Genomic DNA, 25,229 nt, shown 5'->3' on the forward strand with positions numbered 1-25,229 from the left:
GCCGCGACCCGGACCGGAACCCTGGGCGGCCATGATCCGGCGCCCCTGAGCGGCCGGCCAGCCCCAGCTCAGTCGCCGTAGACCATTTCCTTCGGCGGGGGGTTGAACTTCGCCTTGGGCTTGCCCTTCAGCGCGTCCTTGAGCGTCTCGGCGACCGTGAACTTGGAGATCGTGCCGCGGCTGGTGCCGACGGTGTTCTCCGGGTTGTCGGGGTCCGCGACAAAGGCCGCCGCGGCCAGCTGCGGTGTGAATCCACAGAACCACGCGCTGCGGTTGCTGTCGGTCGTTCCGCTCTTGCCGGCGACCGGCCGGTTCAGCACCGCGTGGACCATCGGTGAGGTCTCCCAGCCGCCGCAGCTGCCCTTCGACGCGCCGTAACCGGTGACGCAGCGGGCCGCGTCGGTGGCGGCCTGGGCGACCTCCGGGCGCAGGGCCTGGTGGCAGCGGGGACCGGCGACCTTCTTGCCCTTGAACTCGAGGGATTCGCCGTCACGGGTGTTGATCATGCGGACGGGGATCGGCTCGCAGTACTTGCCCTCGGCGCCGAGGGTGGCGAAGACGTTGGCCATCTCGATCGGGGTGGCGTCGCTGACCCCGAGCGTGAAGGCGCCCCAGCCGTCGGCGTGGTCGGGGCCGGCGAGGGTGCGGTCGATCTCCGTACGCCACTTCAGGCCGAGCTTCTCCGCCATGCGGACGGCCTTCTCGGCGCCGACCTTCTGCTCGAGCTGCACGAAGTACGTGTTCACCGACTTGCCGAAGCCGCTCCACATGGTCTGGCGGCCGCTCATCGAGGCGCTGGAGTTCTTCGGGCACCAGTGCACACCGCAGGTCGCCGGGCCGGGCGCGGTGATGTATTTCGAGACGTAGCGCTGCGGCGCGTTGAAGGCCGTGTCGAGTGGCATGCCCTCCTCCAGGGCGGCCAGCATCGTGAAGATCTTGAAGGTCGAGCCGGCCTGGTAACCCGCCATGTCACCCCCGCCGAGCAGCGGGTTCACGGTGTTCGGGTAGTTGCCCTTGAAGTCGTCACGCTTGCGGCGGTCGCTGTGCTCGCCGTTCTTCTTCTGGTTCAGCGAGTACTTGCGGTTGACGGCCATCGCCTTGATGCGGCCGGTGCCCGGCTCGATGACAACCTCGCCGTGGGCGTAGACGCTCTTCTTCTTCTCTTTGTCGAGGATGTGCTTCATCGCCGAACCCTGGATCTTCGGGTCGATGGTGGTGACGACCTTGTAACCGCCGCGGCGGAGGTTCTCCATGCGCTCCTGGGACGTCTTGCCGAACGCCGGCTGCTCCATCCACCAGTTGCGCAGGTAGTCGCAGAAGAAGCCCCAGTCGTTGCGCTTCTTCGGTACGGACACACAGTCGTTCGGCGGGGTGGTCAGCTTCAGCTTGATCTTCGACTTCTTGGCCGGCGCCGCCTGTGCCGGGGTGATCGATCCGATCTTCAGCATCTGGTCGATGACGTAGTTCCGGCGCTCGGTCGCCGCCGACTGGTCGTTCGTCGCCGGGTCGTACGCGGACGGTGCTTTGACCAGGCCCGCGAGCAGCGCCGCCTCGGTCAGCGACAGGTCCTTCGGCTTCTTGGAGAAGAACACCTCGGCGGCGGCGAAGATCCCGTACGCGCGGTGCCCGAAGTACGCGGAGTTGAGGTAGCGCTCGAGGATCTCGTCCTTGGAGATGCGTTTCTCCAGTTCGATCGCCAGCCGCATCTCGCGCAGTTTGCGGGCGGTGGTCTGCTCGGTCGCCTCGAGGGCCTGCTTCGGGGTCCGGGCGCCGTCGCGCAGCGCCATCCGGACGTACTGCATCGTCAGCGTCGAGGCGCCCTGGGAGACGCCGCCGGCCTGCTGGTTCGCGACGAACGCGCGGGCCACACCCTTGGCGTCGACGCCGTTGTGCTCGTAGAACCGGGTGTCCTCGGACGCCACGATCGCCTTGATGATGTACGGCGACATCTCGCCGATGCCGGTCGGCTTGCGGTGCTCCTCGTAGAAGGTCGTGAGCAGCGTCTTGCCGTCGTTCGCGTAGACGTAGGTGGTCTGGGCCGAGGGCACCTCGATGAGTTCCTCGGGCATGCTCTGCAGCGCGTCGGCGCCGCTCTTCGCGCCGGCGCCGGCCAGCGCCACCAGCGGGAAGACCAGTCCGGCGACCACGATCCCCGCGATCAGCCCGGCCCGGACGAGGGGGGCGATCCGTCCAGCTTTGGCGAGTCCGGTCTTCGTCACCCTTCGAAGGTATGACAAAACTGCTCATGTCCTGACGGAACGGCTGAAGTATTCGAGCGGATCACGTCCGGCATGCTGGGCGCTGTGACCCCTTCCGTGGACCTTCATCCTCACGGTGACGCCCACCGGAAAACGCCTGCCGGCGACGCGCCCGGGCCAGTCGCCGTTGATCCCGGGCGAGTCGAGGATCAGCCGGATTGGGACCTCGGCCATCACGGTGATGCGGAGGTCGGGGACGGCCTGATCGACCTGGCCGTCAACGTGCGGCATCAGCCGATGCCGGCCTGGCTGGCCGGGCCCCTCCGGGACTCGCTCGGCGACCTGGCCGCGTACCCGGATCATCGGAAGGCGACCGCTGCGGTGGCCGGGCGGCACCGCCGGGACCACGACGAGGTTCTGCTCACCGCCGGCGCAGCCCAGGCGTTCGTGCTGATCGCGCAGGCTCTCCGGGCGGCCAGGCGGCCGGTGGTCGTGCACCCGCAGTTCACCGAGCCGGAGGCGGCGCTGCGCAACGCCGGCCACACCGTCGATCGTGTGCTCCTGCGCGAGGCCGACGGCTTCCGCCTCGATCCCGCGCTCGTGCCGGACGACGCCGACCTTGTTCTTGTCGGCAACCCCACCAACCCGACCTCCGTCCTGCACCCGGCCGGCGACATCGCTGCCCTCGCCCGGCCGGGCCGCGTGCTGGTCGTCGACGAGGCCTTCGCCGACACGACGTTCCGGCCGGGTCACGACGGTGAGCCGGAGTCGCTGGCCGAGCGGCGTGACCTGCCCGGCCTGATCGTGCTGCGCAGCCTGACCAAGACCTGGGGGCTGGCCGGGCTGCGGATCGGTTACGCGCTCGGACCGGCCGATCTGCTCGCCCGGCTCGCCGCCGCGCAGCCGCTCTGGGCGGTCTCGACGCCCGCCCTGGCCGCGGCCATCGCCTGCGCGAGCCCGGCCGCCGTCGCCGCCGAACGCGAGATCGCCGCCGAGCTGGCCCGGGAGCGCGCCCACCTGGTCGCCGCCCTGGCCGGCGTGCCGGACGTCACTGTCCCGGGCGATCCGGCCGCTGCATTTGTCACCCTCCGCGTCCCCGGAGCCGATCAGGTACGCCTGGAGCTGCGCAAACGCGGCTACGCGGTACGCCGTGGCGACACCTTCCCGGGGCTGGGCGCCGATTGGCTGCGGATCGCGGTGCGCGACACTGCCACCACAGACGCGTTTGTGGCGACACTGATGGATGTGCTGAAGGAGCGACAGTGACCCTGGAGACGACCCTCGCCGCGATCGGCCCCGCCGATGAGCCGGCCATGGCCGCCGCCCGTGACCTGCAGTCCCGCCTGACCAAGCCGGCGGGTTCGCTGGGTGCCCTCGAGGAGCTGTCCGTCCGCCTGGCCGGGCTGGCCGGGGTGTGCCCGCCACCGCTGCCCGAGCCGGCCGCGATCGCGGTCTTCGCCGGGGACCACGGCGTCCACGCCCAGGGGGTCACGCCGTGGCCGCAGGAGGTCACCGCGCAGATGGTGGCCAACTTCCTCGGCGGCGGTGCGGTGATCAACGCCTTCGCGCGGCAGGTCGGCGCCTCGCTGATGGTGGTGGACGTCGGCGTCGCGATTCCGCTGCACGGCGGTGACACGCTGCTCGACGCGAACATCCGGCGCGGCACGCGGGACCTCTCCGTCGAGCCCGCGATGACCACCGACGAGGCCCGCGCGGCCGTGGAGGTCGGCATCTCGGTCGCCGGGGCGCTCATCGACGGCGGCGCGAAGTGCCTGCTCACCGGGGACATGGGCATCGCGAACACCACGCCGGCGGCGGCGCTGATCGCCGCGTTCACCGGTTCGGACGCCGCCGCGGTCACCGGCCGCGGCACCGGCATCGACGACAAGACCCACGCCCGCAAGACCGCGGTGGTCGCGGCCGCGCTGCAGCTCCACGCGCCCGATCCGGCCGACCCTCTCGTCACGCTGGCGGCCCTCGGCGGTCTCGAGCACGCCGCGCTCGCCGGCTTCCTGCTGGGCGCGGCCGAGCGCCGGGTGCCGGTGATCGTCGACGGCGTGATCGCCGCGTCCGCCGCGGTGGCCGCCGCCGCGTTTGCGCCGGACGCCGTCACCGCGATGGTCGCCGGGCACCGGTCGGCCGAGCCCGGCGCGACGGTCGCGCTCGAACACCTCGGTCTCACCCCGCTGCTCGACCTGGGCATGCGGCTCGGCGAGGGTACGGGCGCAGCACTCGCCCTGCCCCTCGTCGCCGGTGCGGTCCGCGTGCTGCGCGAGGTGGCCACGTTCGACTCGGCGGGAGTTTCGGAGAAGTGAACCTCTACCCCTTGGCGCTCAAGCTCGACGGCCGGCGGGTGCTGGTGGTCGGCGGCGGTGCCGTGGCCACGCGGCGGATGCCGGCCCTGCTCGCGTCGGGCGCCCGGGTCGACGTGGTGGCGCCCGAGCTCACCCCGGCGCTCCGGGCGTACGTGGAGGCGGGCCGGTTGACGTGTCACGAGCGCCGGTTCGTGCCGTCCGACGTGGACGGCGCCTGGCTGGTGCAGGTGGCCGTCGACGACCCGGTGGCGGCCGCCGAGGTCAGTGCGGCCGCCGAGGAGCGCGGCGTCTTCTGCGTACGCGCGGACGACCGTGACGCGGCGACTGCCTGGACCCCCGCGGTGACCCGGCACGACCAGGTGACCGTGGCGGTGACCGACGGGGGTGACCGCAAGCGGGCGCTGGCCGTCCGCGATCAGATCGCGGCCGCCCTGGAGGCCACTCCGCCGCGGCAGCAGGAGTCCCTCAAGGGTCACGTCGCGCTGGTCGGCAGCGGTCCGGGTGATCCGGAGCTGATCACCGTGAAGGGCCGCCGCCTGCTCGCCCGGGCCGACGTGGTGGTGGCCGACCGGCTCGTCCCCGGCATGCTGATCGACGAGCTGCGACCGGACGTCGAGCTGGTCGACGCGGCCAAGATCCCTTACGGCGCCTCGGTGGCGCAGGAGGAGATCAACCGCGTCATCGTCGAGAAGGCCCTGGCCGGTGCGTTTGTCGTGCGCCTCAAGGGCGGTGACCCGTTTGTCTTCGGCCGTGGCGGCGAGGAGGTCGTCGCGTGCGTGAAGGCCGGCGTGCCCGTGCTGGTGGTGCCCGGCGTGACCAGCTCGATCGCGGCGCCCGCGCTGGCCGGGATCCCGGTGACCCACCGCGGTGTGGCCCACGAGTTCACCGTCGTCTCCGGGCACGTGCCGCCGGAGAGCCCCGAGTCGCTCGTGGACTGGCCGGCGCTGGCGCGTCTGCGCGGCACCCTGGTCGTCCTGATGGGGCTCAAGAATCTCCCGAAGATCGCGGCCCGGCTGGTCGCCGAGGGGCGGGCCGCCGACACCCCGGCCGCGGTGGTGCAGGAAGGCTCGACCGACGCCCAGCGCGTCCTGCGGAGCACCCTCGGCGAGGTCGCCGCGGCAACCGCGGAGGCGGGGATCCGCCCGCCCGCGGTCGTGGTGATCGGAGACGTCGTCGCCGTGCTGGGATAGGTGCGTGACCGATGGGTAACGGACAGGCATGAGTCAGCGACCGCACATGACACTGTCCGGGATCGTGCTCGACTCCCCGGACGCCCGGGAACTGGCCGCGTTCTACCAGCGGCTGCTGGGCTGGAGTGTCGTCCAGGACGAGCCGGAGTGGGTCAAGCTGGGTGCGCCCGGCGGCGGCCCGGGACTGTCCTTCCAGACCGAGTCCGCCTACGTGCGACCGGTCTGGCCCGCCGGCCCGGACGACCCGCAGATGAGTGTCCACCTGGACATCCACGTCGAGGATCTGGACCAGGCCGGCGCGCACGCGGAGAAAGCCGGCGCCACGAAGGCCGACTTCCAGCCGCAGGACGACGTCCGGGTCTACCTCGACCCGGCCGGCCATCCCTTCTGCCTATTCCTTTGAGCTCTCGGCCGCTTCGGTCTCCGAGGCCGCGTCGTTCCTCGCGGGCGCGTCTTTCTCCGGGGCGGAGTCGGATGCGTCCGTCTCGGGGACACCGAGCTCGTTGAGGAACGTGCGGGCCCACTCCGCGACGTCGTGGGTCCGCAGGTGGCGCTGCATGACCCGCATGCGCCGCTTGAGCTCGGCCGGCTCGGCGCCGACCGCACGCAGCAGCGCGTCCTTGACGCCGTCCGGGTCGTGCGGGTTGCAGAGGAACGACTGACGCAGCTCGGTGGCCGCACCGGCGAACTCGCTCAGCACCAGCGCGCCGCCGCCGTTGGTCCGGCAGGCGATGTACTCCTTGGCGACGAGGTTCATGCCGTCGCGCAGGGGCGTCACCATCATGACGTCGGCCGCGACGTAGAGCGCCGCGAGCTCCTGCTTGCTGTAGGACTGGTGCAGATAGTGCACGGCCGGCATGCCGACCCGGCCGAACTCGCCGTTGATCCGGCCGACCTCACGCTCGACCTTCACCCGCAGCGTCTGGTAGTGCTCGACGCGCTCGCGGCTCGGCGTCGCTACCTGCACCATCACGGCCTCGGGCACCTTGAGCTTGCCGTCGGCGAGCAGCTCCCGGAACGCCTTGAGGCGCAGCTCGATGCCCTTGGTGTAGTCGAGCCGGTCGACGCCCAGGATCACGGTCTCGGGGTCGCCCAGCTCGGCGCGGATCTGCTTGGCCCGGGCCTGCACCGCCGGGTCGGCCGCCATCTTCTCCATGTCGGCGGTGTCGATGCTGATCGGGAACGCGCCGGCCTTGACCTTGCGCCCGTCGACCTGGATCGACTGGCCCTCGTAGCGCAGGCCGAGCAGGTGCCGGGCCAGCCGCACAAAATTTTGCGCCGCGAGCCGCTGCTGGAAGCCGACGAGGTCGGCGCCGAGCAGCCCGCGCAGGATCTCGGCGCGGAACGGCATCTGCATGAACAGCTCGATCGGCGGGAACGGGATGTGCAGGAAGAAGCCGATCCGCAGGTCGGGACGCATCTCGCGGAGCATGGCCGGCACGAGCTGCAGCTGATAGTCCTGCACCCAGACGGTCGCGCCCTCGTCGGCCACGTCGGCCGCGGCCTGCGCGAACCGCTGGTTGACCAGCCGGTAGGCCTCACGCCAGCGCCGCTTGTAGACGGGCGTCTCGACGGCGTCGTGGTAGAGCGGCCAGATCGTCGCGTTGGACTGACCCTCGTAATAGCGTTCGAGCTCCTCGGCGCTCAGCGGCACCGGATGGATCTTGATGCCTTCCAGCTCGAACGGCTCGGGCGCCTCTCCGTCACCGCCGGCCCAGCCGATCCAGGTGCCGCGCTGTTCGGCGAGCACGGGATGCAGGGCGGTGACGAGTCCGCCCGGGCTCGGGCGCCACTGCCGCTCGCCGTCGACCATGACTTCGTCGACGGGCAGGCGGTTGGCGACAACAACGAAGGAACTTCGTTCGGCCACGCTGAGTGCACCTCCGGGTCGTTCTGGGTTCCCGTTCACGAGCCTACTGTGCGTAGCCGCTCGGGGCTTGCCCAGCTATCTTTCAGCCGCGCGGCATCCGCTCTGGCGAGCGGGTGCCATCCTTGGCCGGTGAACCTGTCCGATGATCTTCCCCCGCAGCGCCGACCACTGTTCTTCCCTGTGGTCATCGCCACCGTCTTCCTGAGCATCATCGGGATGTCGGCGGGACTGGTCCTGGGTTCCCGGCACGAGACACCACCCCAACTGAACGGTCCCGACGATCCCAACGCCTATGTACCCCCGGAACCGACGTCTCAGTCGGTCGAATGTCCGCCGCAGATGCACGACACCGCACGCAAGGTGCTCGGGTACGACGTGAACCTGTCCCAGGTGCTCCGCGTGCGTACCGAGGACACCGACATGTCCGTGTGGGTCTGCCGCGACGACGCCGGTGAGCTGTACTACCAGGCGAACAGGGGTGGCGACTCGGGACGCTGGGTGGAGGGGCAGACCGCCCTCTTCCTGTCCGGCGTGGCCCAGGGTGACGACGACTATCACGCCACCGCCAACGACGGGAACTTCTTCTCCGTCAACGAGAGCCGGCTGAAGATCGTGTTCAAGAACGGCAAGCAGGAGACCCACCCGGTCTCTCCGGAGTGAGCCTGCCGGGGAATCCTGGCGCGGACGACGGGGTTGTTGTAGGTGGCCGGAGAGTGACCTGGAAAGATTGTCCTTTCGTTCCGGCAACCGGAAAACACGATCACGGAGGTAGGCCGCACCGTGGCCCAGTTCATCTACGTCCTGGAAAAGGCGCGCAAAGCGCACGGCGACAAGGTCGTGCTCGACGATGTGACGCTCAATTTCCTCCCCGGCGTCAAGATCGGTGTGGTCGGCCCCAACGGCGCTGGTAAGTCCAGTCTGTTGAAGATCATGGCCGGGCTGGACACCGTGAGCAACGGCGAGGCGCGGCTCATGCCGGGCCACTCCGTCGGGATGCTCGCCCAGGAGCCCCCGCTCAACGAGGAAAAGACCGTTCTCGGCAACATCGAGGAAGCAGTCGCCGAGACGAAGGCCAAGCTCGAGCGGTTCAACAAGATCGCCGAGCAGATGGCGACCGACTACACCGACGAGCTGATGGAGGAGATGGGCAAGCTCCAGGAGGAGCTCGACCACTCCAACGCGTGGGACGTCGACTCCCAGCTCGAGCTCGCGATGGACGCGCTGCGCTGCCCGCCGCCGGACGCCGACGTCACCCAGCTCTCCGGTGGTGAGCGCCGCCGCGTCGCGCTCTGCAAGCTGCTGCTCGAGGCGCCCGACCTGCTGCTGCTCGACGAGCCCACCAACCACCTGGACGCCGAGAGCGTGCACTGGCTGGAGCAGCACCTCGCCAAGTACGCCGGCACGGTCATCGCCATCACGCACGACCGGTACTTCCTCGACAACGTCGCGACCTGGATCCTCGAGCTGGACCGCGGCCGCGCCTTCCCGTACGAGGGCAACTACTCCACCTACCTGGACAAGAAGGCCGCGCGCCTGAAGCTGCAGGGCCGCAAGGACCAGAAGCTGCAGAAGCGCCTCGAGAACGAGCTCGAGTGGGTGCGTTCCAACGCCAAGGCCCGCCAGACCAAGTCGAAGGCCCGCCTCGACCGGTACGAGGAGATGGCCAACGAGGCGGAGAAGACCCGGAAGCTGGACTTCGAGGAGATCCAGATCCCGCCGGGCCCGCGCCTCGGCAACACGGTCATCGAGAGCAAGGACCTGGTCAAGGGCTTCGACGACCGGGTGCTCATCGACCACCTGTCGTTCTCGCTGCCGCGCAACGGCATCGTCGGCATCATCGGCCCGAACGGCGTCGGCAAGACCACGCTCTTCAAGACCATCGTCGGGCTGGAGAAGCCGGACGACGGTCAGGTCCGCGTCGGCGAGACCGTCAAGCTGTCGTACGTGGACCAGAGCCGTTCCGGCCTCGACGGCACGAAGACGGTGTGGGAGGTCGTCTCCGACGGTCTCGACCACATGATGGTCGGCAAGGTCGAGATGCCGTCGCGTGCCTACGTGGCCGCGTTCGGCTTCAAGGGCCCGGACCAGCAGAAGCCCGTCAAGGTCCTCTCCGGTGGTGAGCGCAACCGCCTCAACCTGGCGATGACCCTGAAGATCGGCGGCAACGTGCTGCTGCTCGACGAGCCGACGAACGACCTGGACGTCGAGACGCTGTCCAGCCTGGAGAACGCCCTGCTCGAGTTCCCGGGCTGCGCCGTGGTCATCTCCCACGACCGGATGTTCCTGGACCGCATCACCACCCACATGCTCGCGTGGGAGGGGACGGACGAGGACCCCGACAAGTGGTTCTGGTTCGAGGGCAACTACGACGCGTACGAGAAGAACAAGATCGATCGTCTCGGCGCCGACGCGGCCCGCCCGCACCGCGTGACCTACCGCAAGCTCACGCGTGACTAAATTTTCGTACGACGTGGCCGTCCGCTGGTCCGACATGGACGCGTACGGCCACGTCAACAACGCGCGCTTCCTCACTCTCTACGAGGAGGCGCGCGTTGCGATGTTCTTCGTCGGCGCTCGGGCCCAGGGCCTGACGTCGTTCGAGGAGGGCATCGTGATCTCCCGGCACGAGATCGACTACCTGCGGCCGGTCGACTACGGCGAGGCGGTCCGCATCGATCTGTGGATCTCGGAGCTGCGTGCGGCCAGTTTCACCGTCTCCTACGAGCTCTTCGACGAGGGTGTGCTGGCCAGCCGGGCGAAGTCGGTCTGCGTTCCGTACAACCTGGAGAAGCAGTTTCCCCGCCGGCTCACCGAGGCCGAGCGGGACTTCCTCAAGCCTTACCTGGAGGCTTGATGGGTGCCCACGGGATCACCGGCGTGGCGGATGCGGGTGCCTTCCTGGCGCGGCTCGTGCGACTCGACCGCAAGTTGGTCGTCCGGCTGCGCTCGTCGGCCGGGGAGCGCACCGCGCTCTGGGCCGTACTGCCGTGGGGTGTGCTGGTCACCCGCGAAGTCGCCGGTCCCGGACCGGGTGATGTGACCGTGGCGGCGGCCGACCTGCTCGCCGCCCTGGCCGAGAAGAGTCCCGAGCTGCCGTCCCGCCGCGATTCCGAGTGGCGCTGGCCGTTGCCGCCGGCGCGCTCGACGGCGGTGGAGTCGGTGGCGGCGGGGGAGCTGAGCCGGCTCGCGACGGCCGCTGCCGGAACGCTGCGCGAGGTGACCGCGGGTGGTCTCGCGGGACGCGCTGTCGGGCAGCGGGCGGTCCGCGACGCCTTGCTCGATCACGTAGCGCTGACCGTCACGCCGGACGACGGACGCCCCGTCGAGGTGTCGCAGCGACTCGTTCAGGCGGTCTCGAAGATGGGTTTCCTCGGTCCTGCCGAGGGCGACGGTCCGGATGCCCGCGTATGCGTAGCGGGACGGTGGGTGGGTCTTTCCGCACCATATGGAGTCGCGTGGCTACAGCCGGTCCAAGTATTGACCGTTATGCCTATAGGGGGTCACCCGAAAGGGTGATGCCGCATCGTTCCTCCGGTCGCGCCCTCCCTTTGAGGGGATGACCTCCGCGACCTGTACGGGTACCGTCGCCCCGAGGTCCACCGCTACGTCCGGCGGAGGGCCTGCTGGGGAGTGAGGTGCACAACGATGCCGTGGTGGTCATGGCGTCCCGGGTCGGCCGGAGGCGATGAGCCAGCGTCCGGCGGCGAGGTGGCGTTGCAGAGCAATGTCCGCGTCGGAGTGCCGACGCAGCGTGAGCCGGGACACTCTTCGATGTCCTCCGCCGATCTGTCCGCGATCGACGAGCCCGCCCAGGTCGCGCCCGTCGATCTGGCGCGGATCGGCAAGGCCCTCGATCTGCTCGACGTCCGGTTCCTCGCCGACGGCGGCGGGAGTCTGCTGGCGATGTGGGAACGGCACGCCGTGCTGTTCACCCTCGAGGGGCCCGACGACGAGATCCTGGTCATGCGTGCCCGTCCGCACGCGACCGTCCCGCCCGACTGGGCCGACCGCGCCTACCGCGTGGTCAACGAATGGAACCACACCCGCCGCTTCTGCAAGGCCTACGTCGGTGACCCCACCGAGCGCGGCCAGCTGCCCATCTACGCCGAGCTGCAGGTGCCGCTCGCGTCGGGCGCCCACGACGCGCTGCTGGTGGAGATGCTCGACTGCGGCGCCGCCGTGGCGACCTCGTTCGTCGACTGGCTCCACGACGAGGGCGCACTGCTCTAGAGCAAACGACAAAAAAGGGCCCCCGCTCCCGGGGGCCCTTTTTTGCTGCGCTGCCTGCTCAGGGGAGGGGGAACATCCCGATCCGGCCGTGGAACTCCTTGCCGAGCTTCTCCGTGTCCGAGCCGACGATCAGACCGCCCGGCACGACGTGGAACGCCCGCACACCGACACCCCGGTCACGTGTCGGGTTCCAGCCCAGCGCCCGTCCGGTGCTCGGGCTGACCGCGCCGATGCCGACCCGGGACACCGCACCCGGACCCGGGCCCTTCGAGTCGCTGCCGTACGGGTTGTCCAGGTACCGCTGGTGCCCGCCGAGGTACACCGCGCTGCCGGTCACCGCGACCGCGTACAGCGAGTCGCCGCCGGTGCGCTGCACCCAGGTCGGGTTGTGCCGGCCGTTGCCGCCGGTCTCGAAACGGGCGGCCGAGTCGCACAGCTTCTCCGGCGACGAGGCGCGCCCGGTGGCGGCGACCACGAACCACTTGCCGTCGGGGGAGAACTTGACCTGACGCAGGTACGTGTCGAAGCCCTTCATGCACTCCGGCTTGTACGCGTCGGTGTACCAGCTGGTCACGGTGGCTGCCGAACCCGTGAGGTCGAACATGGCGATCTGCGTACGGTAGAGCGAACCGACCTTGAGCAGGGCGCCGACCGCGACCAGGCGGGAACCGTCCGGGGTGATGTCGAAGTGCTCGACCCGTGTGCGGCTGAGCCCGGGCGCGGAGAGCCGGGCGTCGAAGCCGGTGTCGACCGCGCCGCTGCCGGCGTCGAGGCGGGCCAGGCCGACCCGGGTCACACCGTTGATCGAGGAGAACGTGCCGCCGGCGTAGAGCCGGGAGCCGCGGGCGGTCAGGGCCCGGACGTCACCCCAGTTGATCCGCGCGCCGAACGACGAGATGCGGGCGCCCTCGGCGACCGAGACCCGGGCGAGACCCCGCTGGTTGGTGCCGTTGACCGTCTTGAACGAGCCGCCGAGGTAGACGGTGTTGCTGCCGCCGGCCGCCAGTGCGTACACGGGGGCGTCGACCTGCGGGGCGAAGCTGCGCACCTCACCGTCACGCAGGCCGTACGCGAAGACGTTCTTCCGCGCGTACGTGGTCTTGCGGGAACTGTTCTGGACCTTGGTGAAGCTGCCGCCGACGATGACCGTGTCGCCCACGACCGCCAGCGCCCAGACCGTCCCGTCGAGCACGTGCGGCGTGAAGTCCACCGGGTTGGTCGAGACCACCGCCGGCTGGGCCATGTCGGCCGACGCGGGCGTCGCGCCCAGCAGGGCGGCGCAGGTCAGCGCGGTGGCGGCGAACAAGCGGCGTCGCATCGGTCACTCCTGGGATCGGGGCCGCTATGTCCGTGATGAGACTTTCGCGGAATTCATCCGATCAACGAGCGAGCTGACCTCCGGGTTGCGGATCCTCGGCGTTGACCATGAAGTACGCCGCGCGCTCGAGATAGTCCCAGAGCGCGCTGTGGTGGGGCTCCGGCAGGTGCAACGAATCGACGGCGGCGCGCATGTTGTGCAGCCAGGCGTCCCGTGCGGCCGGGCCGACCTGGAACGGCGCGTGCCGCATCCGCAGCCGGGGATGCCCCCGGGTCTCCGAGTAGGTGCTCGGCCCGCCCCAGTACTGCATCAGGAAGAGCGTCATACGCTCGGTGGCCGGGCCGAGGTCGCCCTCCGGATACATCGGGCGCAGGATCGGGTCCTTCGCGACACCCTCGTAGAAGGCGTTGACGAGCCGGCGGAAGGTCGGCTCGCCACCGACGGCCTCGAAGAAACTGGCTTCCTGTTGCTCGTTCGCTGCACTCACCTGTCCAGTTTGCCAGCAGTACCGGCCTGAACCTGGCCCGGTGTGACGTGCGTTGCTGGAACAACCTCGACAGCCGGAGAGTCCGGCCTCTCGACCGCCGCGAGCTGGGGCCGGCGAGCCACCAGGAAGATCATCAGCAGCAGGCCGCCGGCGCTCCACAGACCGACCACGAGCGGGATCGACGTGAACTGGGCCAGCGCGCCGGTCGCGATCACGGCAAAACACTGCGTGAACTGCACGCCGCCCTGCATGACGCCGTAGGCCCGGGCGCGGTAACCGTGCGGCAGGGCCAGCACGAACTCGCCGTTGAGGGTCGGCATCAGACCACCCTGGGCGATGCCGGAGATCGCGACGAACACGGCGACCGTCCCGGCGTTGGAGGCGAGGACCGTCAGCGCCAGAGCGGTCGGCGCGAGCAGCGCAAACGGCTTGATCAGCTTGCGGCGGGTGGACGGGCGCAGCAGCCGCCCGACAGCGATCCCGCCGATCACGAACCCGACCGGACCAGCCGCCATGATCATGCCCTGGTCGAAGCCGCGGGCACTGTGGTCCTCGTGGAACAGTGCGGCCCAGCCGGCGGCCAGACCCTCCGGCAGGATCGTGAAGGTGGTCAGCGCGAAGACCATCAGGGCGATCGAGCGCAGCAACGGCGTACCGAAAACGAGCCGGAAACCCTCACCGGTCTCACGCAGGAGGTGCTGACGCCCGGACGGGACCGCGGCAGCGGGCCGCGGACGGACGCCGATCGCGATCAGGGCGGCGGAGACGACAAAGGAGATCGCGTCGAGGGCGATGCCGAGTCGCGGGTCGACCGCGACGGCGAGGGTCGCACCCAGGACGTATCCGAAGACCTGGGCGGCCTGCGAGGTCGACGCGTTGAGGGCGACGCCCGTGACGACCTTGCGGCGCTCCAGGATCAGCGGCAGCAGGGCCGACCGCGCCGCCTGTGTCGGCGGGGCGCCGAGCATCGCCACGAAGAGGAGGCAGAGGATCGCGTAGACGTTCATGCCGGGCAGCGCGATCAGCGCGATCGGCACGGCCCTGGTCAGGTCGGCGACGATCAGCACCCGCCGGTACGGATAGCGGTCTGCCAGCGTGGCCAGCAGGGGACCGCCGACGATCCACGGCAGATAGCTGACGGCGAACGAGGCCGCGGACAGCAGCACCGACTCGGTCTGCTGGTAGACGAGCACGATGATCGCGGCGCGGGCCAGATAGTCGCCGAGCCAGTTGACGACCAGCGACAGGTAGACCGCGCGGTATTCACGCACCGCGAATACGTCCCGGAAAGTGACCGGGCGGTCCTGCTCCGTCACGCCGTCGGCCGGGTCGGCCGGTCGGTCGTCCGACACCAGGGCCCTCCATCGATCGCGACGGCCGGCGGGATCGCCGACGGCGGCCGGTCCCGTTCGCGAAGATTCTCCGGGTATCGGAATCCGCGCGAACGTGACGCTGCATGTGCAGATGCTCTTTGCAGGATTCTGCCCGATCGTCCGAGTCCTGGCTAGGGCGTACGGAGCGAAGGTCAGCCGTTCGGCCGAGTCCGGACCTCCCCCATCATGCCCTCTTCGCAGGTCAGGTGGCGCCTCCCGGCGTGCTCGGCGAGTCGGACGAACCCCCGGAATACATCGGCGGAACCGCCGAACGGGGCAGCATCCGCGACACGGCGATCCGCTCGGAGATCCCCGAGGTCTCCAGCGCCTCGGTCAACCGGCGGCGCAATTCCCGCTGCACGATCGGCTGACCGTCCGCGGTCGTCTTCGCGATCGTCCGGATGACAGCACCGTCGACGGTCATCTGCTCGACACCGATGACGTCCGGCGGCTCCAGGAACTCCGTCGAGTGCTCCGGCTCCTCGGCCAGCGCCAGCGCAGCCTCGCGCAGCACGGCCGTCGCCTCCTCGGAGTTGACGAAGCCGATCGGGATGTCGATGACCACCATCGCCCAGCCCTGACTCTTGTTACCCACCCGGATGATCTCGCCGTTGCGGATGTACCAGAGCACACCGCGCATGTCGCGCACGGTGGTCACGCGCAGGCCGACCGTCTCGACCACACCGACAGCGTCACCCAGGTCGACCGAGTCACCCACGCCGTACTGGTCCTCCAGCAGCATGAAAAGACCGGCGATCAGATCCTTGACCAGGCTCTGCGCACCGAAACCCAGGGCCACACCGACAATGCCGGCGCTGGCCAGCAGGGGCCCGAGGTTGAAGCCGAGCTCACCCATCACGAGCAGCACGGCCATCGTGAAGACGACAGCGGTGACAAAACTCCGCAGCACCGAACCGATCGCCTCGGCCCGCTGCCGCCGCCGCTCAGGGATGAACGTGTTCTCCGCGGCCTCCTGCTGCTTGTCCGCCCGCTCCCGCAGCGGCTTGAGCAGCGCCGGCATCGCCGCCCGCGACGTCGTGGCGGTCAGCCGCTTGATCGCCCGGTGCAACAACCACCGGATCAACATCGCGATCACGATGATCACGATGATCCGCAGCGGCTTCACGATGATCACGTAGCTGCTGTTGGCGAGCCACTGTATGTCGGTCTTGTCGAAGACCCAGCTGCAGACGGCGTCGGTCTTGCAGCTCTCCGAGACGTTCGGGGTTCCGTTGAAAAACGGCTCGGTCGAACCGGAGGGAGCGGGGATGGGTGGGGCAACCGGAATCACGGGGCCCTAACCTACCGGGCCACCCGCACCCCAGCGGAACCGGACATCTTCACACGAGACCTCAGACGTTTACGAGCCGGCCACAGATTGTGCTCGCCAATTCGTCTTCCATCAGGGACTATTGGCGCACGAGCACCGGTAGATCCGGCGCTCGAACTATGACCACAAGCACACGGGAGCGGTTGCAAGCACCTACACCGAAGGGTGATCGCGATGCCTGACATACGACCCACAGTGGGCTCCTCCGCGTTGGTTTTGAACGCCACCTACGAGCCGCTGTGCGTCGTATCGGTGCGTCGGGCGACCATCCTGGTGCTGACCGCCAAAGCAGAGCCCGTCTCCGACGGCGACGGCATCCTCCACAGCGCGCACCACACCCTCCCGGTCCCGTCCGTGGTCCGCCTCACCCGGTACGTGAAGGTCCCGTACCGCACCCACATCGGCCTCTCCCGCCGCGCGATCTTCGCCCGTGATGGTGGCCGGTGTGCGTACTGCCGAGGGTCTGCCGAGACCATCGACCATGTTTTCCCCCGTAGTCGTGGCGGGCTCCACGCGTGGGAAAACGTGGTGGCTGCGTGCGCCAAGTGCAATCACAGCAAAGGGGATAAAACGCCTGCGGAGTTGGGGTGGCGGCTGCATGCTGCGCCGGCTGCGCCGCGTGGGGTTGCGTGGCGGGTTCTGGGCCATCGCACTCCTGACCCTCGGTGGGCTGACTGGCTCGACCTTCCCAAGTCGGCCGAGGCTGAAGCTGCCTGACCGGGCGGTTCTGTCTTTGGGCTTGAAGTCGTGCCTGGTTGCCTGGTGCTGACCGGCGCTCTCGCTGAGGTCGGGCGTGGGCACCTAATCGCCTGGTGGCTCGCGCTGCTCCTCATTTGCGATCTCGCCGTCCTGGCCCTGCTGGCCGGACTCGCGTCCGGCGGGCGCGGCGGCTCATGAGCGGGTGACCGCGCCCCTGCCAGCTACGCCAAGGTCAACGGCTGGTCGGTGGCCGGGCCGGTGAAAGTAGCGCGGGCTCCGACTCGAAAGAGTGACGTTCGAGCCCGGGTACGTCGGTCGTGGTCTTCCACCAGAACCTCAACCAGCCCAACTTCCTCGAAGTCCGGCAACAAACGCATCGTGACGGCCCAACTTCCTAGAAGTTGGGCCATGCGCGGAGCCCGTGCCGGATTAACGCCCGCGAAGTCATGGTGGCGGCGCGATTGCTCTGGGCCGGCTGTGCACCGGGTGGTGCTGGCCCGACTTCTTTGAGGTTGGGCCATTGCACGCTCGGGAAGGCCCAACTTCCTTGAGGTTGGGCCATTGCACGCTCGGGAAGGCCCAACTTCCTTGAGGTTGGGCCATTACACGCTCAGGAAGGCCCGACTTCCTTGAGGTGGGGCAGCGGGCGGGGTCGTGGTGGCCCGACTTCCTTGAGGGAGGGCAGTGGGCGGGCTCGGGACGGCCTGGTTTTCTGGGGGTTGGGGAGCGGGCGGCCTGGGACGGCCCAGCTTCCCGAGGTTGAGCGGCGAGTGGAGCGGTGACGGCCCGACTTTCTAGAGGTCGTGGAGCGGGCCAGGCCTGTGATGGCCGACTTCCTCGAAATCGGGGACCGGGTGGGGCAGCGATGGCCCAACTTTCTAGAAGTGGGAGGCCTGTTCCGGTCACATGCCGGTGAAGGTGATGGCAGTCGGCTTGTGTGCAGGCTCGCGATGGCCCGACTTCCTTGAAGTTGGGCAGTGCGCGGGCTTGGGGCAGCCCGACTTCCTTGAGGTTGGGCAGTAGGCGGCCTCTGGAAGGCCCGACTTCCTCGAAGTTGGGGAGTCGGCGGCTTAGGGATGGCCTGGCTTCCTTGAGGTTGGGCAGTGGGCGGCCTCTGGAAGGCCCGACTTCCTCGAAGTTGGGGAGTTGGCGGCTTAGGGGTGGCCTGGCTTCCTTGAGGTTGGGCAGTGGGCGGCCTCTGGAAGGCCCGACTTCCTCGAAGTTGGGGAGTTGGCGGCTTAGGGGTGGCCTGGCTTCCTTGAGGTTGGGCAGTGGGCAGGCACGGGATGGCCCGACTTCCCTGAGGTTGGGGAGTGGGCGGCCTCTGGATGGCCCAACTTCCTCGAAGTTGGGCAGTGGACGGCCTTTGGACAGCCCAACTTCCTCGAAGTTGGGCAGTGGGCAGCCTCGGGATAGCCCGACTTCGTTGAAGTTGGGCAGTGGGCAGCCTCGGGATAGCCCGACTTCGTTGAAGTTGGAGTGTGTGCGGGCCTGTGCCGGGTTCACTTCCGCAGATTCGTGGTGGCGCCACTTTCCCTAGGTCGAGCTGCCTGCGAGGGGCGGCGATGACCTGACGTCCCTGAAGTCGGGCAGGGCCGAGGCCCTGGCAGCCCGACTTCCTTGAAGTTGGGCAGCGGGAGGCCCGATTTCCTTGAAGTTGGGGCAGCGGGGAGTCCCCGGCAGCCCGACTTCCTCGAAGTTGGGCCGGGTGTGGGCCGGCTGGCGAGAGCGCGGCCTGGGTTCGGACGCAGGTGCGGAGATCCGCCGGCGCGGTGTGGGTGCACGGAGGTGGCAGGGTGCGGGTGGCTGGTCATGAGCCGCCAGGCGATTGGCCGCCCGTGCCCGGTCTCGGCGTGAGCGACGGTCAGCACCCTGCAACCAGGCACGACAGCCCCTCGCCCTTGATCGGTCCGACACCGAGGTCCCGCCCGCCCAGATGCAGAGACCAGCTACCTCTCTTTGGTGGTGATCAGGCTGGCGAAGACGATGACGTTGTCGCTGTAGCCTTCGTCGCCGCCCAGCCAGTTGCCGCCGCAGGTCAGGAGGCGGAGGGAGGGGCGGGAGTAGTCGGCGTAGACGCGTTTGATGGGGAGTTTTTGTTTGTTGTAGTGCTCGACCGAGTTGATCTGGAAGACGGCGACCTGGTGGTCCTCGCGGAGGATTTCGATTTTTTGGCCGGGCTTGAGTTTGCCGAGGTTGTGGAAGACCGAAGGGCCGGTGCGGGTGTCGGCGTGGCCGACGATCAGGGCCGGGCCGAACTGGCCGGGTGTGGGGCCCTGGTTGAACCAGCCGGCCTCGTTGTGTCTTTTCAGGGGTGGGGTGTCGACGGAGCCGTCCTTGGCCAGTCCGACGCCGAGGATCGGGGCTTCGACCTTGATCGCCGGGATGGTGAGGCGTTTGGGGGTGCTCGGGTCCAGCACGGGGAAGGCGCGGGGTGGGGGTTTGTCGGGGCCTTTGAAGAGGTCGCCGAGGTTGAAGCCGGTGGCGGAGCCGAGGCCGGCACCGACGCAGAAGAGGCCGACGAAGACCAGGATCACCGCGATCAGGCCGAGGGGGAGTGGGCGGCGGCCGCGGGGTGGGTGCGGGGCCGGCAGGGGCGTGCGGCCGGTGCGGCGGGGTGGGGCCGGGCGGGGTGCGGGGAGGCGTTCCGGGCGGGTGATGACCTCGGCCGGGCGGCGGCGGAGGACGGAGTCGGGCATGCGGGGGCCGGGGGGTGCCGGCCGGGAGGTCACCGGGCGGGCCATGGGGTGGCCTCAGCCGAGTCGGCGACGCCGGGCGGCGGCCACGCCGAGGGCTGCTGCTGCCCCGAGCGCGGCCAGGCCGCCGCCGATGAGGAGTGGGGCCGAGCGGCCCTCCGCCGTGCCGCCGCCGCCCGTGGCCGGGCCGCGGGCGGGTTCGACCTTCACGACGACGTGGAGGGTGTTCTCGGCGGTTTTGCCGTCGGGGCATTTCAGCCGGACGGGGTAGTCGCCGGGGTCGGTTGCGGACGGGACGCGGGTCGTGGTGGTCAGGAATCCGTAGCTCGGGGAGACCGTGACCGTGCCGATGGGGCCGGCGGTGACCGTGGCCGGTTTGAGGTTGTCGTCGCAGCTCGCGCGGATGCCGATGTCGTCGCCGGCGCGGACGGTGCTGGGGTTCGTCTCGACGAAGACGTCCGCGGCCAGGGCTGGGGAGGACTCGAGGAGGACAACGGGCATGGCCAGGGCGATCGCCGCGAGTGCGGCCGGGACGGACGTGCGCATGACCTCCCCCTTCTGCCGTTCGCGGCAGGAACTTCGCGGACGGCGCGTGAGGGTGATTTTCGCACCTCCGGGCCGTTTTCGCGTTGCTGCGGTGATCCCACTTCGGAGGTGTTGACACCCGGCGGTCCGTGACGGCCCACACTCCGCTACCGTGATTACCGTTCGGATCACTGGGAACACAGTGAAATTGCCCGGTTCCTTTTGACGCCTGGGGGCGTTGAGGTTGTCGATTTTCAGCACGATTCTGGTCTACGCGGTCATCCCTCTGGGGATCATCGTGGTGGTTGCCGCGCTCTCGCTGTCCGGCAGCAGCCGGGCCCGGCCGGCCCGCCGTTACCGTCCTGGCCGGCCCTACGACTTCAAGCCGATCTGGTTCCTGGCGTCACCCGCGCAGGTGACCGCGCCCGGCACGCAGAAGGCGCTGCCGGCGGGGGTCATCGAGGATTCGTCCGGCGCTGCGGTGCGTCCCGGCACGACAGGAGGCGCAAGTGACCGTTGGTGAGCACCAAGAGGTGATCTCGGGTCCCGGTGAGCAGCCGCTGACCGCGCTCGACCACCCGGGTGGCCCGACGCTGACCGAGAACCCCGAGCTGACCATGTCGCAGGACGGCATCGACGCGCTCGACGGGCCGTTCACGACCCGGCAGCTGTTGCGCCTCGACGAGGCCCTGCGGGTGGCCGACCAGCAGACCGGGCTGACGTTCAGCGTCTACATCGGCGACCTCGAGGAACCGGTGCGCGAGCACGCCGAGCAGCTGCACCGGCAGCTCAAGGGTGCCGCCACGGCCGTCCTCATCGCCGTGTCGCCCAACCAGCGGATGCTGGAGATCGTCACCGGCCCTGACGCGCGGAAGCGCATCTCCGACCGCGACTCGAAACTGGCCGCGCTGTCGATGGCCGCGTCGTTCGCCGGGGGAGACCTCGCCGGCGGTGTCCTCTCCGGGCTGGACCAGCTGGCGTCACACGCCGGCAGACACTAGAGCCACGCGGACGGGGAAACCCGGACCGGGAACGGGGCGTCGACCTTCACCAGGTCGGCGCCCTGCATCGTTTTCTCGTGGACATAACCATCCGGGCCCAGCGCGTACGTGTGCAGCACCGGCTCCGGGTCCGGTTCGATCCGCCAGTACGTCTCGATGCCCGCGTCGGCGTACAGGGTGGGCTTGAGCAGCCGGTCGAAACGGCGGCTCGTGGCCGTCTCCACCTCGACGACCAGGGCCACGTCGGCGGGGTCGGCCCAGATGGCGCCGGACGAATGCGGCCGCAGCACCGTCACGTCCGGGATGAGGTTGCTGGTGCCGGACTCGATGCCGAGCCGCGCGCAGACCCACCAGCCGTCCGGTGCGGCACCACGCAGCACGGTGACCAGCGCACGGACAACCGTCTCGTGCGGGCCGTCCAGGGGCGGTGTGACGTGCAGGCTGCCGTCGACGATCTCGTAACGGTGGCCGTCCTGCGGGAAGAGATGCAGGTCCGGTTCGGTCCACGGTCCGTCCGGGGCGGTCCAGCGCACCAGGGAGTTCGTACCGATCGCCACCGGGCCACCTCCATCAGCGTGGAGTGCCAGCGTACTCACGCTGCGTTGTTTCCGGTGGGTTTCGACCCCGTAAGTTTCGCGGGTCGTGAGGAATCGAATCCCTCACGACCCGCACAAACTCATCAAGCGGCGGCGGCGTCCTTCGCCCGGGCCTTCAACGCCCGCAGCACACCGTCACGGCCCTCGGCGACGAGGCGCCGCAGCGACGGCGAGTGCCCCTCGGCGGCGAGCCAGGCGTCGGTCAGCGCAACCGTCTCCTCACTCACCTGGTACGCGGGGTACGCCAGCATCGCGAACTCCTGCGCCGGCTCGCTGTCGGAACGGGCCCAGACGGCGTCGACGACCTCGAAGAACTTCGGGGCGTACTCCGCGGTCAACTCCACCTGCGTCGACGTCTGGAAGCCCTGGAGCAGCGAGCGGCTGAGCCAGTTCGGCAGCTTGTCGTCGCTGGTCAGCTGCGCCCAGACACGGGCCTTGTTGTCGGCGGTCGGGAGCAGCGCCCGGGCGAACGCGGCCTCACGCTCGCCGCTGGCCGTCCGGTCCGTCGCGAGCTCCTGCTCGATCTCCTCGTCGGTCGCCGCGCCCTTCGCGGCCAGCGCCTCGAGGATCGACCAGCGCAGCTCGGTGTCGATCGTCAGCCCCGCGGGGATGCCGGTGTTGTCGAGCCAGCCGCGCAGGACCGCCAGGTTGTCGTCGCCGCGGGCGGCGTTGATGAAGGCGCGCGCCCAGGCCAGCTGGAAGCCGCTGCCCGGCTCGGCCGCGGCCAGCGCGTCCCGGGCGGTCTCGGCCAGCTGCGCCCAGCCGGTCGGCGCCCACGCCGGGTCGGCGTACATCGTGAGGGTCGTGGCTGCCTGACGCAGCGTCGCCGTGGTCAGGTTGATGTCGCGTTCCTCGGGCAGACCGGTACGGACCAGCGCGATGTAGTCGCGGGCGGCCAGCTCGGCGTCGCGGAGCTGGTCCCAGGCAGCGGCCCAGACCAGCGCCCGCGGCAGCGACGACTCGAAGCCGTCGATGTGCTGCACGACAGTTGCCATCGAACGCTCGTCGAGGCGCAGCTTGGCGTACGTCAGGTCGTCGTCGTTGACCAGGAGCACGTCCGCGGCGCGGACACCGGCCAGCGCGGGGATCTCCGTCTGCTCGCCGCTCACGTCGATCTCGAGCAGGTCGCGCCGCACGAGACGGTCACCGTCGAGGTCGTAGAGGCCCACGCCGATCCGGTGGGTGCGCAGCGTCGGGTAGGCCGCCGGCGCTTCCTGCCGCACGACCACACTCTCGTACGTGCCGTCGGCGCCGATCGTGACCACCGGGCGCAGCGTGTTGACCTGCGACGTCTCCAGCCACTGCGCGGCGAACTTGCGCAGCTCACGGCCCGAGGCGGTCTCCAGCTCGGTCAGCAGGTCGTCGAACGTGGCGTTACCCCACGCGTGCCGCTGGAAGTACGCCCGCAGCCCGGCGAGGAACGAGTCCAGCCCGACGTACGCCACCAGCTGCTTGATGACACTCGCACCCTTGGCGTACGTGATGCCGTCGAAGTTGACCTCGACAGCCTCCAGGTCGGGCATCTCGCAGTAGACCGGGTGCGTCGACGAGAGCTGGTCCTGGCGGTAACCCCACGCCTTGCGGACCGAGAGAAACGTCGACCACGCGTCGGTGAAGCGGGTGGCGGTGGTGTTGCACCAGTGGCTCGCCCACTCGGCGAACGACTCGTTCAGCCACAGGTCGTTCCACCAGCGCATCGTGACCAGGTCGCCGAACCACATGTGGGCCAGCTCGTGGAGGATCGTGTTGGCGCGCTGCTCGTACTCGTAGTCGGTGACCTGCGAGCGGAAGATGTAGTGCGCCTCGGCGTGCGTGACACAGCCGAAGTTCTCCATCGCGCCGGCGTTGAAGTCGGGCACCCACAGCTGGTCGTACTTCGGCAGCGGGTAGCGCACGCCGAACTGCTCGTGGAAGAAGTCGAAGCCCTGCTTGGTGATCAGGAACAGGTCGTCCGGGTCCAGGTACTGCGCCATCGAGGCGCGGCAGAAGACGCCCAGGTCGATGCCGTCGTGGCTGTCACGGATCTCGTAGTACGGGCCGGCGCACACCGCGGTGATGTAGGTGCTCATGCGCGGCGACGTGTCGAAGTGCACGGTCTTGGCGCCCGTGCCGGCCGGGACGGACTCCCGCTCCGGCATGTTCGAGACGACCTTCCAGTGCTCCGGCACCGTGACGTGCCAGGTGAACACGCTCTTGAGGTCGGGCTGGTCGAAAGCCGCGTAGACCCGCTGGGCGTCCGCCGTCTCGAACTGGCTGTAGAGGTAGATCTCCTTGTCGACCGGGTCCTCGGTGCGCTGCAGGCCCTGCCCGCTCGCGGAGTACGCGTAGTCGGCGTCGACGACCAGGGTGTTCTCCGCCGCCAGCCCGCTCAGCGCCAGACCCTTCTCGGCCGACCAGCCGGACAGGTCGACGGGCGTGCCGTTGAGCGTCGCGGACCGGACGCTCGCCGCGGCGACCTCGATGAACGTGGTCGCGCCGGGCTCGGTGCTGCGGAAGGTGACCTCGGTCGTCGAGCGGAACGTCCCCGAGCCGGGCCCGCCGTGGCCGTCGGTCAGGTCCAGGGCGATGTCGTACCCCGTCACCTCGAGCAGGCGGGCCCGCTCGGCGGCCTCGACCTGGGTCAGGTTACGAACTCCGGCCACTTCACTCTCCTCCATGCTGGTCCAGGCATCATCGCCTCGACCTAGAGCTTTCCACGTCACCCTATGTGCTCGTCGCGTGGCGCATGTCACCGCTGCATCCCGGCGGTACGGGGCAGGATCAGAGGTATGAGTGAACGCGCTGCGGTCGACATGTGGTTCGACCCGATCTGTCCCTGGGCCTGGATGACTTCCCGCTGGCTGCTCGACGTGGAGAAGGTCCGTCCCGTCGATGTCACGTTCAACGTGATGAGTCTCTCGGTCCTCAACGCGGGCCGGGACCTGCCGGACGAGTACAAGGAACTGATGACCAAGGGCTGGGGTCCGGTCCGGGTCTGCATCGCCGCCGCCGAGTCCGCCGGCCCGCAGGTCCTCCGCGACCTCTACACCGCCCTCGGCACCCGCATCCACCTGCAGAAGTACGAGCTGGACAGCAAGCTCTACACCGAGGCGCTGACCGAGGTCGGCCTCGACCCCGCCCTGGCCGACGCGGCCGGCAGCGACGCCTGGGACGACGCTCTGACGGCCAGCCACAACGCCGGCATGAAGCCCGTCGGCACCGACGTCGGCACGCCGGTCATCCACGCGCCGGGCCCGGTCGAGGGCGAGAAGATCGCCTTCTTCGGCCCGGTCATGACCCCGGCCCCCAAGGGCGAAGCGGCGGGCAAGCTCTGGGACGGCGTCGTTCTCGTCGCCGGTACGCCCGGCTTCTACGAACTCAAGCGCACCCGCGACGTAGGACCGATTTTCGAGTAGAAGTCG

The 25,229-nt window shown here is 69.3% G+C and carries 24 protein-coding genes; 13 read left to right on the forward strand and 11 right to left on the reverse strand.

What is annotated here, in order from left to right; translation table 11 throughout:
* Nucleotides 1-68 precede the first annotated feature (68 nt).
* Nucleotides 69-2,219 carry a transglycosylase domain-containing protein gene (locus AFR_RS07440; RefSeq protein ID WP_023359290.1) on the reverse strand — a complete coding sequence of 717 codons (2,151 nt, stop codon included), beginning with the start codon at nt 2,217-2,219 and terminating at the stop codon, nt 69-71.
* A gap of 24 nt (nt 2,220-2,243) precedes the next feature.
* Nucleotides 2,244-2,489 carry a hypothetical protein gene (locus tag AFR_RS47670; protein ID WP_023359291.1) on the reverse strand — a complete coding sequence of 82 codons (246 nt, stop codon included), beginning with the start codon at nt 2,487-2,489 and terminating at the stop codon, nt 2,244-2,246.
* Between AFR_RS47670 and cobC the strand changes: the two genes are divergently transcribed.
* From cobC to AFR_RS07460, 4 genes are read left to right on the forward strand one after another with little or no spacing between them, the layout of a single operon-like run.
* A complete protein-coding gene (gene cobC / locus AFR_RS07445) occupies nt 2,469-3,464 on the forward strand; it encodes an Rv2231c family histidinol phosphate aminotransferase CobC (protein WP_498368207.1) in 996 nt (331 codons plus the stop codon). The two genes, AFR_RS47670 and cobC, sit on opposite strands and share 21 nt — an antisense overlap.
* Nucleotides 3,461-4,513, forward strand: coding sequence for a nicotinate-nucleotide--dimethylbenzimidazole phosphoribosyltransferase (gene cobT / locus AFR_RS07450; protein ID WP_023359293.1), 1,053 nt, complete (start codon nt 3,461-3,463; stop codon nt 4,511-4,513). The genes cobC and cobT overlap by 4 nt, the downstream gene beginning before the upstream one ends.
* A complete protein-coding gene (cobA, locus tag AFR_RS07455) occupies nt 4,510-5,703 on the forward strand; it encodes a uroporphyrinogen-III C-methyltransferase (RefSeq protein WP_023359294.1) in 1,194 nt (397 codons plus the stop codon). Before cobT ends, cobA begins: the two co-directional genes overlap by 4 nt.
* Before the next feature lie 28 nt (nt 5,704-5,731).
* The gene (locus AFR_RS07460; protein WP_041840678.1) at nt 5,732-6,106 is read left to right on the forward strand and encodes a VOC family protein; all 375 of its coding nucleotides are present in this window, start codon (nt 5,732-5,734) and stop codon (nt 6,104-6,106) included.
* Here AFR_RS07460 and AFR_RS07465 read toward each other — a convergent pair.
* Nucleotides 6,095-7,573 (reverse strand): alpha,alpha-trehalose-phosphate synthase (UDP-forming), encoded by a 1,479-nt coding sequence (locus AFR_RS07465; RefSeq protein ID WP_023359296.1) that lies wholly within the window; start codon nt 7,571-7,573, stop codon nt 6,095-6,097. The two genes, AFR_RS07460 and AFR_RS07465, sit on opposite strands and share 12 nt — an antisense overlap.
* A gap of 129 nt (nt 7,574-7,702) precedes the next feature.
* Here AFR_RS07465 and AFR_RS07470 point away from each other — a divergent pair, with 129 nt between their 5' ends.
* The 5 genes from AFR_RS07470 to AFR_RS07490 all read left to right on the forward strand — a co-directional run bounded on the left by AFR_RS07470 (nt 7,703) and on the right by AFR_RS07490 (nt 11,803).
* Nucleotides 7,703-8,233, forward strand: coding sequence for a hypothetical protein (locus tag AFR_RS07470; RefSeq protein WP_238547242.1), 531 nt, complete (start codon nt 7,703-7,705; stop codon nt 8,231-8,233).
* A gap of 120 nt (nt 8,234-8,353) precedes the next feature.
* Nucleotides 8,354-10,030 (forward strand): energy-dependent translational throttle protein EttA, encoded by a 1,677-nt coding sequence (gene ettA / locus AFR_RS07475; RefSeq protein ID WP_023359298.1) that lies wholly within the window; start codon nt 8,354-8,356, stop codon nt 10,028-10,030.
* 34 nt (nt 10,031-10,064) lie between these two features.
* Nucleotides 10,065-10,427 carry an acyl-CoA thioesterase gene (locus AFR_RS07480; protein ID WP_052359667.1) on the forward strand — a complete coding sequence of 121 codons (363 nt, stop codon included), beginning with the start codon at nt 10,065-10,067 and terminating at the stop codon, nt 10,425-10,427.
* On the forward strand, nt 10,427-11,089 hold the full coding sequence (locus AFR_RS07485) for a DUF8185 domain-containing protein (RefSeq protein WP_023359300.1): 663 nt from the start codon (nt 10,427-10,429) through the stop codon (nt 11,087-11,089). The genes AFR_RS07480 and AFR_RS07485 overlap by 1 nt, the downstream gene beginning before the upstream one ends.
* Before the next feature lie 129 nt (nt 11,090-11,218).
* The gene (locus AFR_RS07490; RefSeq protein ID WP_041840680.1) at nt 11,219-11,803 is read left to right on the forward strand and encodes a type III secretion system chaperone family protein; all 585 of its coding nucleotides are present in this window, start codon (nt 11,219-11,221) and stop codon (nt 11,801-11,803) included.
* A 58-nt stretch (nt 11,804-11,861) separates the two neighbouring features.
* Here AFR_RS07490 and AFR_RS07495 read toward each other — a convergent pair whose 3' ends face one another.
* From AFR_RS07495 to AFR_RS07510, 4 genes are all read right to left on the reverse strand, one after another.
* Nucleotides 11,862-13,121 carry a delta-60 repeat domain-containing protein gene (locus AFR_RS07495; RefSeq protein WP_023359302.1) on the reverse strand — a complete coding sequence of 420 codons (1,260 nt, stop codon included), beginning with the start codon at nt 13,119-13,121 and terminating at the stop codon, nt 11,862-11,864.
* Between the two features lie 61 nt (nt 13,122-13,182).
* The gene (locus AFR_RS07500) at nt 13,183-13,608 is read right to left on the reverse strand and encodes a globin (protein ID WP_023359303.1); all 426 of its coding nucleotides are present in this window, start codon (nt 13,606-13,608) and stop codon (nt 13,183-13,185) included.
* Nucleotides 13,605-14,960, reverse strand: coding sequence for an MFS transporter (locus tag AFR_RS07505; protein ID WP_023359304.1), 1,356 nt, complete (start codon nt 14,958-14,960; stop codon nt 13,605-13,607). Before AFR_RS07505 ends, AFR_RS07500 begins: the two co-directional genes overlap by 4 nt.
* A gap of 223 nt (nt 14,961-15,183) precedes the next feature.
* Complete coding sequence (locus tag AFR_RS07510) at nt 15,184-16,251, reverse strand: mechanosensitive ion channel family protein (protein ID WP_052359668.1); 1,068 nt, start codon at nt 16,249-16,251, stop codon at nt 15,184-15,186.
* Between the two features lie 234 nt (nt 16,252-16,485).
* Here AFR_RS07510 and AFR_RS44850 point away from each other — a divergent pair, with 234 nt between their 5' ends.
* The gene (locus AFR_RS44850; protein ID WP_041840681.1) at nt 16,486-17,028 is read left to right on the forward strand and encodes an HNH endonuclease; all 543 of its coding nucleotides are present in this window, start codon (nt 16,486-16,488) and stop codon (nt 17,026-17,028) included.
* 1,931 nt (nt 17,029-18,959) lie between these two features.
* Here AFR_RS44850 and AFR_RS07520 read toward each other — a convergent pair.
* Nucleotides 18,960-19,709, reverse strand: a complete 750-nt coding sequence (locus AFR_RS07520) for a class F sortase (protein WP_238547243.1) — start codon at nt 19,707-19,709, stop codon at nt 18,960-18,962.
* Nucleotides 19,710-19,763: 54 nt separating this feature from the next.
* Nucleotides 19,764-20,252: a hypothetical protein gene (locus AFR_RS47235; RefSeq protein ID WP_023359309.1), complete on the reverse strand. Its 489-nt coding sequence runs from the start codon at nt 20,250-20,252 to the stop codon at nt 19,764-19,766.
* Between the two features lie 223 nt (nt 20,253-20,475).
* On the opposite strand from AFR_RS47235, the gene ctaJ reads away from it, so the two are divergent.
* Complete coding sequence (ctaJ, locus tag AFR_RS07530) at nt 20,476-20,754, forward strand: aa3-type cytochrome oxidase subunit CtaJ (RefSeq protein ID WP_023359310.1); 279 nt, start codon at nt 20,476-20,478, stop codon at nt 20,752-20,754.
* Between the two features lie 94 nt (nt 20,755-20,848).
* Entirely contained in the window at nt 20,849-21,232 is a 384-nt protein-coding gene (locus tag AFR_RS07535) for a DUF5130 family protein (RefSeq protein ID WP_041841889.1), read from the forward strand.
* Here AFR_RS07535 and AFR_RS07540 read toward each other — a convergent pair.
* Together AFR_RS07540 and pepN are read right to left on the reverse strand one after the other, a co-directional pair.
* Entirely contained in the window at nt 21,229-21,789 is a 561-nt protein-coding gene (locus AFR_RS07540) for a Uma2 family endonuclease (RefSeq protein WP_023359312.1), read from the reverse strand. The genes AFR_RS07535 and AFR_RS07540 overlap by 4 nt on opposite strands.
* A gap of 122 nt (nt 21,790-21,911) precedes the next feature.
* Complete coding sequence (pepN, locus tag AFR_RS07545; protein WP_041840682.1) at nt 21,912-24,485, reverse strand: aminopeptidase N; 2,574 nt, start codon at nt 24,483-24,485, stop codon at nt 21,912-21,914.
* Between the two features lie 111 nt (nt 24,486-24,596).
* Between pepN and AFR_RS07550 the strand changes: the two genes are divergently transcribed.
* Entirely contained in the window at nt 24,597-25,223 is a 627-nt protein-coding gene (locus tag AFR_RS07550; protein ID WP_023359314.1) for a DsbA family protein, read from the forward strand.
* Nucleotides 25,224-25,229 lie beyond the last annotated feature (6 nt).

The sequence above is a fragment of the Amorphoplanes friuliensis DSM 7358 genome (assembly GCF_000494755.1).
Classification (GTDB): domain Bacteria; phylum Actinomycetota; class Actinomycetes; order Mycobacteriales; family Micromonosporaceae; genus Actinoplanes; species Actinoplanes friuliensis.